Origin of the sequence: Dyadobacter chenwenxiniae (assembly GCF_022869785.1) — a bacterium.
Lineage (GTDB): Bacteria > Bacteroidota > Bacteroidia > Cytophagales > Spirosomataceae > Dyadobacter > Dyadobacter chenwenxiniae.
Genome location: NZ_CP094997.1, coordinates 3,141,826 through 3,157,847, shown reverse-complemented (window position 1 = coordinate 3,157,847; position 16,022 = coordinate 3,141,826). Strand labels below are relative to the sequence as shown.

Annotated in this window: 14 protein-coding genes; 10 read left to right on the top strand and 4 right to left on the bottom strand. The window is 47.4% G+C overall.

The genetic code is table 11. The features are described 5' to 3' along the window. Positions 1 to 73 precede the first annotated feature (73 nt). On the bottom strand, positions 74 to 763 hold the full coding sequence (locus MUK70_RS13470) for a hypothetical protein (protein WP_234652892.1): 690 nt from the start codon (positions 761 to 763) through the stop codon (positions 74 to 76). A 292-nt stretch (positions 764 to 1,055) separates the two neighbouring features. Between MUK70_RS13470 and MUK70_RS13465 the strand changes: the two genes are divergently transcribed. From MUK70_RS13465 to MUK70_RS13420, 10 genes are all read left to right on the top strand, one after another. Then, on the top strand, positions 1,056 to 2,684 hold the full coding sequence (locus MUK70_RS13465; RefSeq protein WP_234652891.1) for a carboxylesterase/lipase family protein: 1,629 nt from the start codon (positions 1,056 to 1,058) through the stop codon (positions 2,682 to 2,684). A gap of 112 nt (positions 2,685 to 2,796) precedes the next feature. After that, on the top strand, positions 2,797 to 3,171 hold the full coding sequence (locus MUK70_RS13460) for a hypothetical protein (protein WP_234608289.1): 375 nt from the start codon (positions 2,797 to 2,799) through the stop codon (positions 3,169 to 3,171). A 202-nt stretch (positions 3,172 to 3,373) separates the two neighbouring features. Continuing rightward, positions 3,374 to 3,829 (top strand): ferritin-like domain-containing protein, encoded by a 456-nt coding sequence (locus MUK70_RS13455; protein ID WP_234652889.1) that lies wholly within the window; start codon positions 3,374 to 3,376, stop codon positions 3,827 to 3,829. A 144-nt stretch (positions 3,830 to 3,973) separates the two neighbouring features. Then, positions 3,974 to 5,242: a hypothetical protein gene (locus MUK70_RS13450; RefSeq protein WP_234652887.1), complete on the top strand. Its 1,269-nt coding sequence runs from the start codon at positions 3,974 to 3,976 to the stop codon at positions 5,240 to 5,242. Positions 5,243 to 5,295: 53 nt separating this feature from the next. Beyond that, positions 5,296 to 6,141, top strand: coding sequence for a helix-turn-helix domain-containing protein (locus tag MUK70_RS13445; protein ID WP_234652885.1), 846 nt, complete (start codon positions 5,296 to 5,298; stop codon positions 6,139 to 6,141). Between the two features lie 107 nt (positions 6,142 to 6,248). Next, on the top strand, positions 6,249 to 7,232 hold the full coding sequence (locus tag MUK70_RS13440) for a type I glyceraldehyde-3-phosphate dehydrogenase (protein ID WP_234652884.1): 984 nt from the start codon (positions 6,249 to 6,251) through the stop codon (positions 7,230 to 7,232). 31 nt (positions 7,233 to 7,263) lie between these two features. After that, complete coding sequence (locus MUK70_RS13435) at positions 7,264 to 7,875, top strand: pyridoxamine 5'-phosphate oxidase family protein (protein ID WP_234608294.1); 612 nt, start codon at positions 7,264 to 7,266, stop codon at positions 7,873 to 7,875. A gap of 427 nt (positions 7,876 to 8,302) precedes the next feature. Beyond that, entirely contained in the window at positions 8,303 to 9,457 is a 1,155-nt protein-coding gene (locus MUK70_RS13430; RefSeq protein WP_234608295.1) for a zinc-dependent alcohol dehydrogenase, read from the top strand. Positions 9,458 to 9,467: 10 nt separating this feature from the next. Continuing rightward, positions 9,468 to 9,971: a hypothetical protein gene (locus tag MUK70_RS13425; protein ID WP_234652882.1), complete on the top strand. Its 504-nt coding sequence runs from the start codon at positions 9,468 to 9,470 to the stop codon at positions 9,969 to 9,971. A gap of 15 nt (positions 9,972 to 9,986) precedes the next feature. Further along, complete coding sequence (locus tag MUK70_RS13420) at positions 9,987 to 11,807, top strand: glycoside hydrolase family 2 protein (protein WP_234652880.1); 1,821 nt, start codon at positions 9,987 to 9,989, stop codon at positions 11,805 to 11,807. A gap of 4 nt (positions 11,808 to 11,811) precedes the next feature. Here MUK70_RS13420 and MUK70_RS13415 read toward each other — a convergent pair whose 3' ends face one another. From MUK70_RS13415 to MUK70_RS13405, 3 genes are read right to left on the bottom strand one after another with little or no spacing between them, the layout of a single operon-like run. Further along, a complete protein-coding gene (locus tag MUK70_RS13415; RefSeq protein ID WP_234652878.1) occupies positions 11,812 to 13,320 on the bottom strand; it encodes a PQQ-dependent sugar dehydrogenase in 1,509 nt (502 codons plus the stop codon). 4 nt (positions 13,321 to 13,324) lie between these two features. After that, positions 13,325 to 14,557, bottom strand: coding sequence for a M14-type cytosolic carboxypeptidase (locus MUK70_RS13410; RefSeq protein ID WP_234652877.1), 1,233 nt, complete (start codon positions 14,555 to 14,557; stop codon positions 13,325 to 13,327). 12 nt (positions 14,558 to 14,569) lie between these two features. Further along, positions 14,570 to 16,012 (bottom strand): RagB/SusD family nutrient uptake outer membrane protein, encoded by a 1,443-nt coding sequence (locus MUK70_RS13405; RefSeq protein WP_234652875.1) that lies wholly within the window; start codon positions 16,010 to 16,012, stop codon positions 14,570 to 14,572. Between the last annotated feature and the right edge of the window lie 10 nt (positions 16,013 to 16,022).

The following is a 16,022-nucleotide window of genomic DNA, read 5'->3' as shown; positions in this document are numbered from 1 at the left end:
CGAGATGTTTACGAAAGCCAACTCAGCAAAGATAATGGCTCTCGTAAACAGCTTAGCAGCTCACTTAATGGGGTTACACCCCCGATTTTGTAACGATTTTTACATAAGCTTCTGCAACATTGCCGATGGCGCTCGGATGTCCGTCCAGCTCTGCGGCAGTTGCATCATTGTAAATTAAAAAGGCTGTTAATCCACGAAAAGCTGTGGGCTTTAAGCCAGATCCGGTGTTGACGATCTGGTAAAGGTAAGATAGCTCAAAAGAATGTTCGGCAGTGCCGCCAACCGGAATGGCGAGTGGAACGGAGCTCCCAACCTGAAAACTTTCGCCTGGTGTTGTCAGGGCAAGAACGCCTGAGACGTGCTGGGTATAACGGAGCTGATAACCAGCAACAACTGGAAATGATGGCGTTGCAATCCGCCTGATCGTCGCTTTCACATCGTAAGTCAGCAACCCGATCTGATCTACCGCCACTGCCAACGGATTGGAATCCTCCTTGGCAGCCGATCTTGTCAGGATAATTTCACTCGAAGTCGGGGTTACATCGCCAATCACGGCTCCGTTCTTGTCGTAAAAAGTTAGTTTTTCAATTTTGAATTCGCAGGGATAGGCGCGGGTTATCGCGGCGTTGGTTGCCAGCATGCATTCAGATTCCGGCAAATTTGGAATTTCCGGCGTTTCGTGGTCTGTACAAGCCAGCGCGATGCCTAACAGGCAGATACTGCTAACAGAAAATGCTTTGGTAAAGATCGAAGGTGCTTTCATAAGTCATTCCGGTTTGGTTATTAGTTGAGAAACGTTATCATAATGATAGTCAACTCTTTATATGGAAGCAAAGATCTGATTAGCTTATGTGTGACAATCTTATTTTACGGTTTGCCCAGATTTTATGCTTCATTACTGGGATGTCCGCAGGATGATTCTTAAGAAGCAGAACGTTGTAATTAGATTTTTACAGTATTATCTTGTATTCTCGCTGCTATCAATGGCAACCTACCATACACAAAACCTTTTCTCCCGTCCTACTCTCATGACTTTTATCAACAGAAGGCACTTTTTGTCACAAGCCTCTTTCGCTGCTGCTGCACTTGCTGCGAGTGGTTTTGGATTTTCTTCGTATGCCATACGGGATGGATTTGTGGAGATCGAAATCGCACCGGGTAAATTGCGCGGTGTTCGTTATGAAGGCGTTAACATTTTCAGAGGCATTCCTTATGGAGGGAAAGTTTCAGGGGATAGGAGATTTCGACGCCCTGCGCCCGTGGAACCCTGGACGGGTGTACGTAGCTCCGTATTTGGTGCTCCCGCTATGCAGCCCCCACGCCATAATGAGCCGGCACCTGCTGAGGATTGTTTGTTTCTGAATGTGTGGACACCAGCCAATGACAACAAAAAGCGGCCGGTCATGTTTTATAGTCATGGCGGCGGATTTGTGATCGGGTCGGGCGCGTCGCAGAGTCAGGATGGTTCCAATCTTGCGCGGAATTTTGATGTGGTCGTGGTGCAGACCAATCACAGGCTCGGTTTGCTCGGCTTTCTTTACCTGGATGAAATTGCTGGCGCTGACTATGCCGGATCAGGGAATATGGGCATGCTAGACATTGTTGACGGTTTGAAATGGGTGCATGACAACATTGCCCAGTTTGGTGGAGATCCCGAGAATGTAATGATTTTTGGAGAGTCGGGTGGGGGAGCAAAAACTTCCTGTTTATATGCAATGCCATCGGCAGCACCTTATTTCAATAAAGCATCCATCGAAAGTGGCCCGGGTGTACGTATGACGACCCGGGAAACAGCGTCTCAAACGACCGCAATGCTTTTGAGAGAACTGAACATTGCACCCAGAGATTGGAAAAAATTACTCGATGTGCCCGCATCCGACTTGCTCGCCATTCAAGCCAAACTGCCCTTCGTGCCACCCTTTATTGATAAGGAAAATAACAAAACAGCCCAGCCCGGAGCCGGTGGATTTGGGCCTGTAGTGGATGGTAAAGTGTTGCCTAATCACCCGTTTGACCCAGCCTCACCCGAAATATCCAAAGACAAACCACTTCTTGTCGGTTGGAATGAGGATGAGTACAACTTTTTCATATGGCAACGAAAGGAAACGGATTTAGTAAAAATGGATTTCGATGGCTTAAAGAACAAGCTGGAACCTCTCCATGGCGCCAACACGGCCAGAATGATTGAAACATATCGAAAAACAATGCCCGGTGCCTCCGCAATTGACGTTTTCGTGGCTATCTCATCCATTGCTATGATGGGGCTGGGTTCGATCGAGATTGCGGAAAAAAAGGTAAAACAACTTGGAGCACCTGTTTATCTATACAATTTCGGATACAAGTCGGAAAAAAAGATCCTGGATACGGAATACCCTATGGGCACGCCGCATGCCATGGACATTACATTCAAATTTAACAACGAAGTTCCCCCAAAAAACCCGTTACAACCCAGTGAAAGCTTCTTTGGAGGGAAGAAGCCGGAGCGTTTCGCAGCTTCCCACCATTTTGCAGAACTCTGGACAACTTTTGCGCGAACAGGGAAGCCATCTGCCAGTGATGTGCCTGAATGGCCTGCTTACAATCTGGCGACCAGGCCTACCATGCGAATCGATACAAAATGTGAAGTCATCAATAACCGGTTCGCAGAAGAGCTTGCCATGTGGAAATCGATCAGGAAAGGGTAGGCTTCTGAGCGGCTGATTTAAGTCGGACGCATTAAATAATATCACAAACCCAATATTTATTTTTAATTTCCCGCTACTTACCTTATTCATTAAACTTAAACATCCGAATGACATGAAAACAAAACGCTACATTCTATTACTGGTTATCGCAATTGGCGTGTTCTCGATCGCTGCGCGGAAAGCAATCGTGGCGGATGACCTGGTGGGCACCTGGAAATATCTGATCAGTGACGTTCCGCCTGAATATGAATCGGGATTATTGGTTTTTGAACAAAAGGATAATAAAACGGTCGGGTATGTCGAGGCCGCCGAAAAAAATGAGATGAAAGAATTGACTGTTGATCAGGGAAAAGTCACTTTTTCGACCGAAAATCAAAGTGGTGTATTCAAATACAGCCTCATGCAGAAAGGCGACACGCTTACAGGAATGATCGGATCTCAATACGGAGACTTTCCAATAAAAGCGGTTAGACAGGCTAAGAAGTGACCTGATCGCAAGCCTCAATGCATGGATCCGGGCCGAAATATCAACAGCCGAGCAACAACGGGATTCGCCAACAGTGTGAAATCCTGCGCCATTTTTGCGGATATGTTCGTACAGGGATAGAGAAATGCAGCGCTTAACGGTCGATTTTTCACGCTGGCACGGTATTCGTACAGGTTAGTTTTTTCAACAAATAAAAACTATCATGGCCACTACATCAAGTGCAACAAGTGTAATTAACGATTTGATCGAAATTAATAATGACCGCGTAGCAGGATTTGAAAAAGCAATCGCCGATATCAACGACGAGAATATTGATTTGAAAGCGATTTTTCAAGGATATGCAGAACAAAGCCGTAAAAACGGACAAGAACTGGCTGCAATCGTGGGATCAGTAGATGAAGTAGAAACTGGTAACAGTGTAACTGGAACATTGCACCGGGTATGGATCGATGTAAAATCACTCTTCGGCGGAAGCGACCGTGCGAGCATTCTTTCGGAAGCTGAACGCGGTGAAGATGCAATCAAAAAAGCTTATCAAGATGCATTGAGCAGCAACGATTTGCCATACGATGCAGTAGAAGTGGTGAGAAGTCAGGCACAGGAAATTTATTCCGCGCATGATAATATTAAGCTTCTTCGTGATGCTGCGAAAGCATAAAAATGAGCATAATGCTTGAAACCGTCCTTTTAGGGCGGTTTTTTTTATGCCCGATTTGGTGAGATCCATTAGCTTTGTACAAAACAATTGCTGGTGTCGCGGTCAACGAATCAATACGTGCAAAATCTCGGTTTAATAGTCTTCATGACCGCATTTTGTGCAGTTAAAATCTCTGCGCAGTCCTCCGATTCACTGCGACATGAGCTGGTGGTCGATTTTGAAGCGCGGCCTCGAGCCGAATATCGTGATCATTTTATGTGGACCGCTGCCGATTCCGTTATGCCGGAACTATTCGCCACGCAACGAAACCGCCTTAGCATTACTTACCGGCACAATTGGCTGCGTTTGCATGCCTCGCCACAAGAAATCCATGTTTGGGGCAAATCCGGAGCATTTTCCCGGGTTGGTAATGTTAACTTTTTTGAACTGTATGCCGAACCCAATCTTTCCAAAAACCTTTCAGTCAAAGTAGGAAGGCAGGCGTTGTCACTGGATAACGGACGGATATTTTCGGCAGCACCCTGGGGCCAGCAGAGCCGCGCACACGAAGGGATAAGGTTTCTTTACAAAAAGCGATTCGAAACAGATTTTACGTTTGCATTCACCCGACCATACGCCGCTCATTTCGATCCTACCTTTTCTCCGGTCGCCGCACACACTTACAAATATCTCCTTGTTCACCACTTCAAACATAAGTTCGCCAATCAGTTGACCCTGACCACCATCAATGCCATGGATGTATTCCGTCGAACTACCGTCGATCGGGCTTATTATGAGCGTGTTACCAATGGAGGTCGGCTGGAATACACCCGTAACTGGTTTTACGCCACGGTGAATGCGTACTATCAATACGGACAAAATGCTGCATCTAAAAGCATCCGGGCTTATTACATTCAGCCTGAAATCAGCGTCAGCACGGGCAGAACATTATTCAGGCTCGGGGCAGAGATCCTGAGTGGAAGTAAGCGCACAACTTCCGGTAAGACATTTGCGTCATTTGTACCGCTTTATGGCGTTGCATGGAAGTTTATGGGGAATATGAATCTTTTCACGAGGTTTCCTGCGGATGTTGATGACAAAGGACTGGTGAACCCTTACCTCTTTATCCTGTATCAGGCGGGGAAAAAGTTGTCGCTTCGGGGCGACGCCCATTTATTTTATTCACAATATCCTTTGCTGACCGAAGGAAAGGATATTGAAGGCACATATCTGGGTTTTGAAAGCGATTTGTCGTTGAACTATAAACCCGCCAAGGCGATTGAGATCATTTACGGGTTTTCCTTCGCCCTTACCGATAAACGCATAGAACTTCTGGACAAGGTTCCGGACTCAGGGAAGATTCCGGTCTGGAGTTATTTGATGGTCTCTTTCGCGCCGCGCTTGTGGGACCGGAAGTGGGCAAAAGCGCGATAAGTAGCGTTTCTTTATCTTGATTTTTCGACCTTCGGGGTATTTTTAAAGAAAAAATGAAAATGGTTTTTGAAAATTCGAATGAAACCCTCAGTCTTTACGAGCTCGACTCCGGCAATAGCCATTTAGTTCTCAATGTGCGCGAAACGGACATGACTTTCATCTGGAACGTCGCAGATCGCATGGATCTTACCATTGATAAAGTCCCGTTTCGGCTCAGCAAGAACCAGATTATTTTCCTTACTGAATTTCACAGGATCGACAGCATTGATATTGAATCTGCAAGAATGGTCAGGTTCAATCAACCGTTTTATTGTGTTGTAAACCACGACAATGAAGTAGGAAGCAAGGGGCTCCTGTTCTTTGGTGCGACGGGCGTTCCTGTTATCACGGTTGATGCGTCCAGTGTGCGGGATTTTGAATTATCATGGGAGATTTTCCGGTCTGAAATGCAGAAGATGGATATTTTGCAACAAGATATGCTGCAAGCACTCTTGAAGCGGATGCTGATTCTTTCGGTAAGAATATTAAGGCAATCTAATAACCTGAGTCAACTGGATAAAAGCCAGGGTGAAATTGTTCGGGAATTCAACTATTTGGTAGACAAGCATTTTGCTATGCACCACGATGTGGCTTTTTATGCATCTCAACTCAACAAATCACCCAAAACGCTCTCAAATCTCTTTTCGCTGGTTTCGTCGCGCACGCCATTGAACATTATCCACGACCGGATCATGATCCACGCCAGACGGCAGATTAATTACAGCAATCTGTCGATCAAGGAGATTGCTTACGAGCTGGGCTATGAAGATGTCCAGACATTCAGCCGGTTCTTTAAAAGCAAGGAAGGTGTGTCGCCGGGTCATTACAGGGAGAAATTGGGACAACCCATGCTGCAATAGGGAAAAATTGCTAACTGCACGGGAAATTTTGCCTAACAAAAGCATTCATTAATGATGCAAATTTGAAGCATGAAATCAATAAGATTTCTTCACTCAAAAACAGCATCATGAAAAAAATAGCGATTAATGGCTTTGGCCGCATCGGGCGTGCCGCATTGAAAGTCATCTTTGAAAATAACGACCTTGAACTGGTGGGTGTCAATGATCTGATGAGCATTGAAAACGCTGCCTATCTCCTCAAATACGACAGTAATTACGGAAAATACGAGAAAGAGGTAAAAGTGGAAGGCGACTCTATCGTAATCGGTGGAAAACCGGTTAAATACCACAGCATTAGGGAAATCGAAAACTTGCCGTGGAGATCGCTGGGCGTAGATGTGGTAATTGAAAGCACAGGATTTTTTACCAACAATGCTGACGCAGAAAAACACATTGCCTCCGGGGCGAAGTTTGTGGTCATTTCCGGTCCAACCAAAGACACGCCTACGGTTGTGCACGGCGTTAATACAGACGAGGGAAAAGTCTCTATTTTCTCTTGTGCGAGCTGTACAACCAATAGTATCAGCCCTGTAATTGAGATTCTTGGCCGCAGGCTAGGCATTAAAAAAGCAATTCTGAACACAACCCACGCTTACACTGCTTCGCAAACCCTGGTGGATGCGCCATCTAAAAGAGAGCCGCGTATGGGCCGTGCGGCGGGCATTAACCTCGCTCCGGCTGCCACGGGAGCCGCTATTGCCACCACCAAGGCCTTGCCGCAATATGCAGGCAAGTTCGACGGCATCGCTGTTCGGGTACCGGTTCCGGTAGGTTCCATTTCCGACATTACATTCATCGCTGAACGTCCCACAACAGTTGAAGAGATCAATCAGATACTGACCGAAGAAGCTGCAACGGAGCGATATGAGAAAGTTGTTGCTTTTACGGATGAGCCGCTCGTTTCGAGCGACATTGCCAAGAGCCCTTTCGCCGCAATCGTGGACCTGGAAATGACACGCGTTGTGGATGGCGACCTCGTTAAAGTAATGGCCTGGTACGACAATGAATGGGGTTTTACCAATCAGATGATCAGACAGATCCAGTCACTGTAACATAGATTAAGCCTAACCAAACATCACTGTCATGAACTACTCCGAACTTGCATTTACCGACGGCATTAAAGCGATCCAGCAAAGAATGGGGAGCCGTAGCACTTATGAAGTGGTAGAAAGGAGGAGTTTCAGGGAAGGTTTGACGGCCGTTGAAGCCAATTTCGTTGGTCAGATGGATAGTTTCTATATCGCGTCGTACGGGGAGAACGACTTCCCGTACATCCAGCATCGTGGCGGGCCGAAAGGGTTTATCAAAGTCATCGACAGCAACACAATCGGAATCGTTGATTTCAGTGGCAACCGGCAGTATATATCGGTGGGGAACATAGCCAAAAACCCGAAGGTCTCACTGATCCTGGTTTCTTATCCCATGCAGTCCCGATTGAAAATTTATGCGGAGGCAGAAATCATAGAGATTAAGGATAATCCCGATCTTTATGATCTGCTCAAACCCGAAGACTACAAATTCCGGCCAGAGAGAATGCTGATTTTTCATATCAAAGCTTATGACTGGAATTGTCCCCAGCACATTACCCCGAGATATACGGAGCAGGAAATACAGACAATGCTCGTAACACAGGATGATTACATCCGCAAATTGGAAGAGGAAGTAGAAGCGCTCAAAAGCAAGCTTGCCGGTTAACTATGAACGCTTGTTCTGCTTTTCCTAAAAAAGCATAGTGTTCGGTTAAGTTCTCTTGCACCGCTTCCGGTCATCGTTGGTGACCGGAAGCGGTGCTTTCATGTCATAATCAACAATAAATTCTCTTCTTCTTCTCCAATATACCTGACTTTATTAGTAGGCGCGGGTGACGCCTGTCAAAAAGCGTCTAGACGCTTGGTTCGCATGGCGTTGTGCTTTGGCAGGCCCGGTAAGAAGTTAAGCGGGTTGTTACAAAAGTGTTTTCGCGTTTTAGGGAAGCACTTCCCCAGATAGTGCATATCAGGTGCCTGGTAATATAAATGGAGGGAAAACCCGGTGAAGATACTGGGATCGCGGCTTTTGGAACAATTCTTGGGAAGCGTGGTGCCTAATCAATTTCAACAGGTAACCACTTAACAACAAACTTATGCTCGCAATGAATTATCGCGGCCCTTATCGGGTCCGGGCAGACCAAAAACCAATGCCCGAAATACAGCATCCCGGGGATGCGATTGTAAGAGTGACACGTTCCTGCATTTGCGGATCTGACTTGCATTTATATCATGGACTGGTACCCGACACGCGCGTGGGTACGACCTTCGGCCATGAATTTATTGGTGTTGTAGAAGAAATCGGCTCCGACGTTGAAAATCTGAAAGTCGGAGACAATGTGTTGGTGCCGTTCAACATAGCTTGTGGCAAGTGCATATTTTGCCAGCAAGGCCTTTACGGGAATTGTCACGAATCAAATCCACAAGCCACTGCGGTGGGAGGGATTTTTGGCTATTCCCACACAGCGGGAGGATTTGACGGGGGGCAGGCGGAGTATGTCAGAGTGCCTTACGCCGATGTGGGCCCGATGGTAATCCCTGATGACATGGATCATGATGATGCTGTGCTGCTAACAGATGTTGTGCCCACGGGATATCAGGCTGCTGAAATGGGTGCCATAAAGCCAGGTGATACGGTTGTGGTTTTTGGAGCCGGGCCTGTTGGACTCATGGCGGCTAAAAGCGCCTGGTTATTCGGGGCAGGGCGTGTAATCGTGATTGACCACATCGAATATCGACTTGAATTTGCGAAACGGTTTGCACAATGCGAGGCATACAATTTTCGCTCATTGGAAGATGTGGTTTTATTTATCAAAAAAACAACAGATTACATTGGAGCAGACGTGTGTATTGATGCAGTCGGCTGTGAAGCTGCGGGAAATGCCATGCAGACTATCACCGGTCGCAAGCTTATGTTACAGGCTGGCTCAGCGACTGCTTTGCATTGGGCCATCAATTCGGTTAAAAAAGGAGGTGTTGTGTCCATTGTAGGTGTTTACGGGCCGACTGATAACCTGGTTCCGATTGGTAATGTTGTCAACAAGGGGATTACAATCCGGGCTAATCAGGCTTCGGTCAAAAGGCTTCTTCCCAGACTGATCGAACATGTGCGTGCCGGGCGACTGAATCCTAAGGAAATGATTACCCACCGGGTGCCCTTGGAGGAAGTGTCGGATGCGTATCACATCTTTTCAGCAAAGCTGGACAATTGCATCAAAACCATTTTGATTCCGTCATCAGCCAACAAATAACATTAAAATCATGGAAAACAAAGATTTTGAGCGTAAAGACATCATCGGATGGGGCATTGATGCCAATCCGCTGGACGTCCCGTCGTATCCGATGAAACTTCGCAACGAGAACGATAATAAAGGAATGACATGGGAAAGGCCATCTCAGCAGCTTGCACAGGTTGAAATTCTGACTTCTAACGAAAGGCCCACAATAACAGCCGTTTTTGGAACGCCCAATCCGCCTAGTGGATTAAGCGGAAAAATCCGTAGATATGCATTTAAATTCAGTGAGTCCAGCTACGGGCATTGGTTACCATTGCTTTTGGCAGACCGGGTCAATATGATAGAAGGGGTGGTGGATGACTTTAAACGTGGACATTTCCCTAATATCTTCTCGGAACTGGGTGGCAAGTCTGAATTAAAGCATAATCCGAAGGGATTTGCTAGAAAAGTACTTGTGGGCCTGGCCATAACCGCAGCCATTGTGATGGTTTGCAGGCGGGACAATGACGATGAAGATGATGAATATTAACAATTAAAAAAAAGCATGCGAAATCATACCAACTACGGTTCTTCCAAAAGCCGGGAGGCACCGCTGGAAAAGGAGAGTTTTCAGGACGACTTGCCCAGGGCTGTAATCCGGCCCAATGAATATTTACTGCTCGATGGCGAATGGAAATTTGCAGTGGACCCCAATGACCGGGGCGTCGCTGAAAATTGGTTTGTTCAGCATACGTTTACGCAAACCGCCCATTGGCCAGGAAGCGTGGAACAACATCTGGCAGGGTTTCAGCAAGAAGGTTCTTCCTGGAAGGATAAGATCGTAGTTTGGTATGAAAGAGAATTTAGGAGACCCGAATATGCGTCTTCGGACGAAGAAAGCGCCACGATCCCGCAGCTTACTTTTGGGGCTTGCGGTTACGAAACACAGGTTTGGCTGAATGGAAGCCCATTGGCAACCATAGAGGGTGAACAAATCCACGTGGGAGAGTACACGTCGTTTTCTTATGAATTGGAAATGCTCCGGCCAGTCAACCGCCTCACCGTTCGCGTCGCAAGCAGTATGGATGCTGATATTCCTCGCGGAAAGCAGGAATCGCACGTTTACAAGCGGGGCGGCATTTGGTACCAGACTTTTACGGGCGCAGTACGCAGTATTTGGTTGGAAAATGTGGAGCGGAACCGGTTGCGCTCGCGGGTGGGGGTGGTGAGTATCATTGAAGATAACCTCGTCCGGTTTACGCTCACGACCCGTATTCACGACCCGGGGTTATATAAAATAAAGCTTTCCGTTTTCCTGCCAGATTCGGCGAAGGGAGAAAACCCGGTAGCCGAAGATGAATTTCCGTTGATGCTGGAAGCCGGACAAAAATCGCAGCGGCTCGTGCTGGATGTTGCGGATGCATTGCTATGGTCACCTGAAAACCCGAACCAATATCGGTTGGTGGCCCAGCTTGTGAATGAGCAAGGCGCTATTTCCGAGATCGAGACGAAGTTTGGACTCAGAAAGTTTGAGGCAAGGGGCAGTCATTTGTACCTGAATAATCAGCAGATTTACCTGGACGGCATTCTTTATCAGCCTGGTAATGCCACATATGATCAGATTAAGAGGCATTTGCTGGCTATGAAAGAGCTGGGCTGTAATCTGGTCCGGATACACATTGCCGGGGTTGACCCGCGCATTTACAAGCTTGCCGATAAAATAGGGATGCTGCTTTGGGTGGAAGTCCCCAGCCCCCACCAAAGCACGCTCAAAAGCCGGGAAAATCATCAGGCAGAGCTTATGCGGATGCTCGCATTGATTGGGACGCATCCGTCCGTAGTAATATGGAGCTTGTACAACGAAGACTGGGGCGCACAAGACATTGCTTACAACCAGGATACACGCAAGTACATTATTGACATGTATCATTATATGCAGCTTGCATTTCCCCAGTTTCTGGTTGTCGACAACGATGGCTGGCAGCACATTTCGTTGGAGGGAAGACTTAAATCTGATTTGCTGACCGCCCATTTATATACACCGGATCTTGCACACTGGCAATGGATGCTCGATGAGCTGACCAAGGGAAACCTGGACACTGTTGCGGCTTTCCCTCTTGTAGTAGGCGATCCTTTTTTCTACCGCAAACAAGTGCCGCTGGTCGTGAGTGAGTGGGGAGGCTTCGGTTTTGAAAATTACGGCGGGCCAGCCGATGACGCCGATCGTGCGACCCAGATTACCCTTTTCAAGAAGGAATTGGGAAAACGGTCCGTTGCCGGAGACGTTTATACCCAGGCAACGAACATTGAAAATGAGCGTAATGGTCTGATTGATTTTGAAACCGGCGCGCTCAAAGTTCCTGCGGGACTTCTGGCCTCCAAGTGACTATCTAATTTTTAACACGTAACATACTTATCTCGCTGGCTGAAATCGCATTTATATTGGTGGAAAACTTTAATCGCGCATAGGAAACGATCTCAGAAAGTTGCTCATCAGGCAGGAAGCCAAATCCGGGCATGCCTTCGCCTGATGCAGACTGCGAACCTTTGAGCAGAAACGGGATAAGCACATTGTTTGCACCGGCCAGCTTCGATGAGGTTACCAGGGATGGAAACGAACCTTGAACGCCCTGACCATCGGCTTTATGGCAGGATTCGCAGAAGCTGGCAAACAAGGCTGCCGCCGATTGTTTGTCAGCTTTTTGCTTTGTTTTCGCCGTGCGCTTGTCTTTTGGGATAATACCACTTTTGCTGATGCGAATAATCCGGTCGTCGGTTTTGACCGGAAAATTTGCAGGCGGATTCCAGTCGCGGTTGCTGGTGGAAATGTAGACGTCACCTGAGGGAGAAACGCAAACATCGCGTAACCTGCCGAATTTCTGACGGAATAGAATGTCTTCTCCTATTACCTTTTCTTGTTTTTTATCCAATTTTAGAACGCGCAGACTTTGGTCCTTCAATGTACTCAGCAACAATGCATTTTTCCATTCGGGAATGTTGCCGTCATAATATTCCATTCCGGCAGGTGCGATGGTGGGAGTCCAGGCTTTCGCCGGGAATATGGATTTGTGGTTTTCGGAATAGTTCTTTTCCTGCGGCATATCACTGAACCCGGCAATGTAAGGCCAGCCATAATTGCCGCCTTTCACAACGCGGTTCACCTCGTCATCCGTCGCATCGCCATGTTCGGCGATAAACAGGTTTCCTTTTTTGGTGTAGGCCAATCCCTGTGGAACCCGGAAACCCATGGCCCAAGCCGGGCTTCCGGGATGAGGGTTATCATTGGGAATAGTGCCGTCCAGATTCAGCCGGAGTACTTTTCCATTGGCAAATGCTGGATTATGGATTGTTTCTTTTTGCTTCAAATCGCCTGTCGCCCAAAGTAATTTGCGGTCTCTCGAGATCACTAATCGGGAACCATTGTGGCCCAGGTAACCCGGGATTTGCTTCAACAAAACCGGATCGATCAGCGCCTGACCATTATAGGTGTATCTAACCAGTTTCGAAATGATAACAGAGTCGGGCCGGATATGGGTGTAGTTAATAAAAACCTGCGGATTTGTTTTCCAATCAGGGTGTAAAACCATACTCATTAATCCAAGCCGTTTTCTATAATAATCTTTGATCTGCAAGAGTTCCGTGATCTGGCCGGTTTTAGGGTCGATCTTGCTTACCTTGCCGTCATGGTCCGTAAACCAGATCGTATTGTCGGGCCCCCAGGTCATTTCCCAGGGCACATTCAAATTTTCCGCAATGGTCGTAACGTCCAGGATCGTTGAATCCAGCTCCAACTTTTCCGTATTGAAATCCTGTAACTGCTGAGGCCGGTAACCGAACGAGGCAATCAGCAATGCAGCCATGCCCGAAAGTATGGCCGTAACATAGAATGGTTTTCTCATCCGGCTACTTTTCAAAATAATGGTAAAAAACTTCCGGCAGTTTACCGCCTAGTGAAAGCCAATCTGCTGCTAACGGAGCTTTTTTCAAACCTTCCACCCACTCGTAATTCAGTTCATAAACAAGCGCTTCAATGCCAAATCTTTCCATGAAGCCTTCCCCTAATGTCCCTGGATTGCGGAAGCCCGGCTTGGTAGAACCTTCTGTATACCAGGTGTATTTTCTTAAAAGGCTATCCAGTTTTGCCATATTCGCACGGTAAGCCGTAATATCACCGTCGGGGCGGCTAATGTGCAGATTTCCGCCTGCATCATTATGGACATCAATGCCCAGGTCCGGCTTTTTACCAGAGGCTCCCATTTTGGTAAGCCATTTTTCCAGATAATAATTTTCCGGCGCAATGAGGGAATCTGCCGGTTTGTCCCATTTTCGGTTCAGGTCATAACCATTGGCATTGAAACGCGTTTTTCCACGGGCAACACCATCTTTATTGGTCATCGGCAGAATGTAAACGCAATATCTTTTGAGATACAGCTTCATTTCAGCATCGTCTTTCAATAGCCGGTTTATTAGCCCTTCCAATGTCCAGTTACCACCTGCTTCGAATGCATGCGCGCGGCCCCGGAGAAAAATACGCTTGGGCGCTTTCTCGTTGCCGATCTTGATAATTTCCAGGGAACGGCCTTCGGTTGTTTTGCCAATGGGCGTAATCGTCACCAGTTTATGGTTTCTGATTCTTGCCAAAAGCTTGTCCAGATCGCTGATCCGATAAGGCTCAATGCTGGCAATGTAGGCGCTCGGCGCGGTCATTTTGAGCTTGATCAGCATCCGGTTTCCTTCAATGTACTCGGTGGGACGGCTTTCCCAGATTTTGCCGTCGGTTGAAACTACAACCGGCGATTGTTTGGAAATCGGGCTGGCGTGGATGTTGTTCCAGATGTTATCAAAATTTTGCAGGATCAACGTCACCTCTTTTCCAACCGGTGCTTCCACTTTAAAGTGCCAGTGGTTGTTGGCCCGGTTTTGTGAAAACCGCTCATGATCGTAAACCAGGCTGATGATGATCCTGCCAGCGGAATCGGCTTCCCAATTGAGCGGCGAAGCGTTTTCGAAACCAGTATGGATGAAGACTTCCGGCGCTTTTACTGCGTCCGAATGAGTCTGCGCATTGGAAACACTTATTATTAACAAACAAAACGTGAAGGCCGCCAGCGACTTGAAAGCATTTTTACCAAACATATAGGAGCTGTTTTAAAATGTATAACCGGGATTTTGCTTGATCCCCTGCGGGTTTACATCGATCTGCGTCTGTGGGATTGGGAAAACGGCATTGAATTCTGCCACAACAGGGGCTTTGAAATGCTTGTTCATGATAGCGACTTCCCTGCCCGTCCTTACGAGATCAAACCAGCGGTGGCCTTCAAAAGCCAGTTCCACCTGCCGTTCGTGCTCAATTGCCAGCGAAAATGCCGCTTTCGTCATTCCCGCCGGAAGTGCAGCCAGCTTTGCCCGTCTTCTCACTGCATTGATTGCTTCGTAAGCCTCCGCGGTCGGGCCATTGCTCACCTCGTTGTTCGCTTCCGCAAACATGAGCAACACGTCCGCATAGCGCATTACCGTCCAGTTGTTATCCGCGTCGCCTTCGGAAAATGGCGTGTCCTGATACTTTAATGTGTACGGGTCAGCTACAAATTTGCCCGTCGCAGCGTCAATATAGCCGGTTGCCAGCGATGCGGCTTTACGAGCATCTCCTGGCTCATATGCGGCCACCAAATCAGCCGTAGGATTATTTCTGCCTCCCGCAAAGCCGACCTTTATGACATTTGTTCCCGAGTTACGTGGCGCAAAATTGTTGTAAAAACTACTTCCCGTCCCAGTCCCGCCTTTTTTGAACTGCACCTCAAAAATCGATTCTTGGTGATTTGCATTCGCAACAGGCCACAGCGCAGCATAGTCATCGAGCAACTTGTAATTTCCCTGATCAATGACTTCTTTCAGCTTGTCTTTGGCTTTGGTAAAATCACCCATTGTCAGGTAAACTTTGCCTAGAAGTGATTTTGCCGCTCCTTTCGTAGCTTTCCCAATCTCAGCTCCTGTGTAGGTGACCGGAAGTTTTTGTTCAGCTTCGGCCAGATCGGCGATGATCTGGTTGTAAACTTCCGCCTGCGCAACCCGCGACTGGCTGTAACCCTCGGAAACGGATTTGGTCTCCGACAAAACCAACGGAATGTCACCGAATGTCCGCACGAGGTTAAAGTATTTCAATGCGCGCAGAAACTTTACTTCACCCACAAAGCGATCGCGAAGCGCCTGGTCCATACTGGCACCATTGATGTGATCCAATACTGCGTTACAAGCCAGAATCCCGCGATAAGTGTCGATCCACATAAGACGGATAATTTCGTTGGTAGAAGCCATTTTGAACTGGTCAAGCTCAGCATCCGGCAGGTTTCCGCCGACTTCGAAGTTCATCGTGTTGTCGGATCGCACCTCTGAAACATTGTAATAGGCATAACCATATTCGCCCGAAGAGGCGAGCATTCCGTAAGCGGCATTCACCGCGGCTTGCATATCGGATGCATTTCTGTAAAAATTGTTCACATTGGTAGCATCCCTGGGGGCGAGTTCCAGGAAATTGGAACAACCGGTGGCGAGCATGCTTAGCGCACTAAGGATATATGCATTTAATTTCATCTTTTTGTCA

What these genes read in the sequence shown, in the direction of transcription:
- MUK70_RS13470 (WP_234652892.1), bottom strand. Translation starts at nt 763, where the DNA reads ATGAAAGCACCTTCGATCTTTACCAAAGCATTTTCTGTTAGCAGTATC.
- MUK70_RS13460 (WP_234608289.1), top strand. Translation starts at nt 2,797, where the DNA reads ATGAAAACAAAACGCTACATTCTATTACTGGTTATCGCAATTGGCGTG.
- MUK70_RS13455 (WP_234652889.1), top strand. Translation starts at nt 3,374, where the DNA reads ATGGCCACTACATCAAGTGCAACAAGTGTAATTAACGATTTGATCGAA.
- MUK70_RS13450 (WP_234652887.1), top strand. Translation starts at nt 3,974, where the DNA reads ATGACCGCATTTTGTGCAGTTAAAATCTCTGCGCAGTCCTCCGATTCA.
- MUK70_RS13445 (WP_234652885.1), top strand. Translation starts at nt 5,296, where the DNA reads ATGAAAATGGTTTTTGAAAATTCGAATGAAACCCTCAGTCTTTACGAG.
- MUK70_RS13440 (WP_234652884.1), top strand. Translation starts at nt 6,249, where the DNA reads ATGAAAAAAATAGCGATTAATGGCTTTGGCCGCATCGGGCGTGCCGCA.
- MUK70_RS13435 (WP_234608294.1), top strand. Translation starts at nt 7,264, where the DNA reads ATGAACTACTCCGAACTTGCATTTACCGACGGCATTAAAGCGATCCAG.
- MUK70_RS13430 (WP_234608295.1), top strand. Translation starts at nt 8,303, where the DNA reads ATGCTCGCAATGAATTATCGCGGCCCTTATCGGGTCCGGGCAGACCAA.
- MUK70_RS13425 (WP_234652882.1), top strand. Translation starts at nt 9,468, where the DNA reads ATGGAAAACAAAGATTTTGAGCGTAAAGACATCATCGGATGGGGCATT.
- MUK70_RS13420 (WP_234652880.1), top strand. Translation starts at nt 9,987, where the DNA reads ATGCGAAATCATACCAACTACGGTTCTTCCAAAAGCCGGGAGGCACCG.
- MUK70_RS13415 (WP_234652878.1), bottom strand. Translation starts at nt 13,320, where the DNA reads ATGAGAAAACCATTCTATGTTACGGCCATACTTTCGGGCATGGCTGCA.
- MUK70_RS13410 (WP_234652877.1), bottom strand. Translation starts at nt 14,557, where the DNA reads ATGTTTGGTAAAAATGCTTTCAAGTCGCTGGCGGCCTTCACGTTTTGT.
- MUK70_RS13405 (WP_234652875.1), bottom strand. Translation starts at nt 16,012, where the DNA reads ATGAAATTAAATGCATATATCCTTAGTGCGCTAAGCATGCTCGCCACC.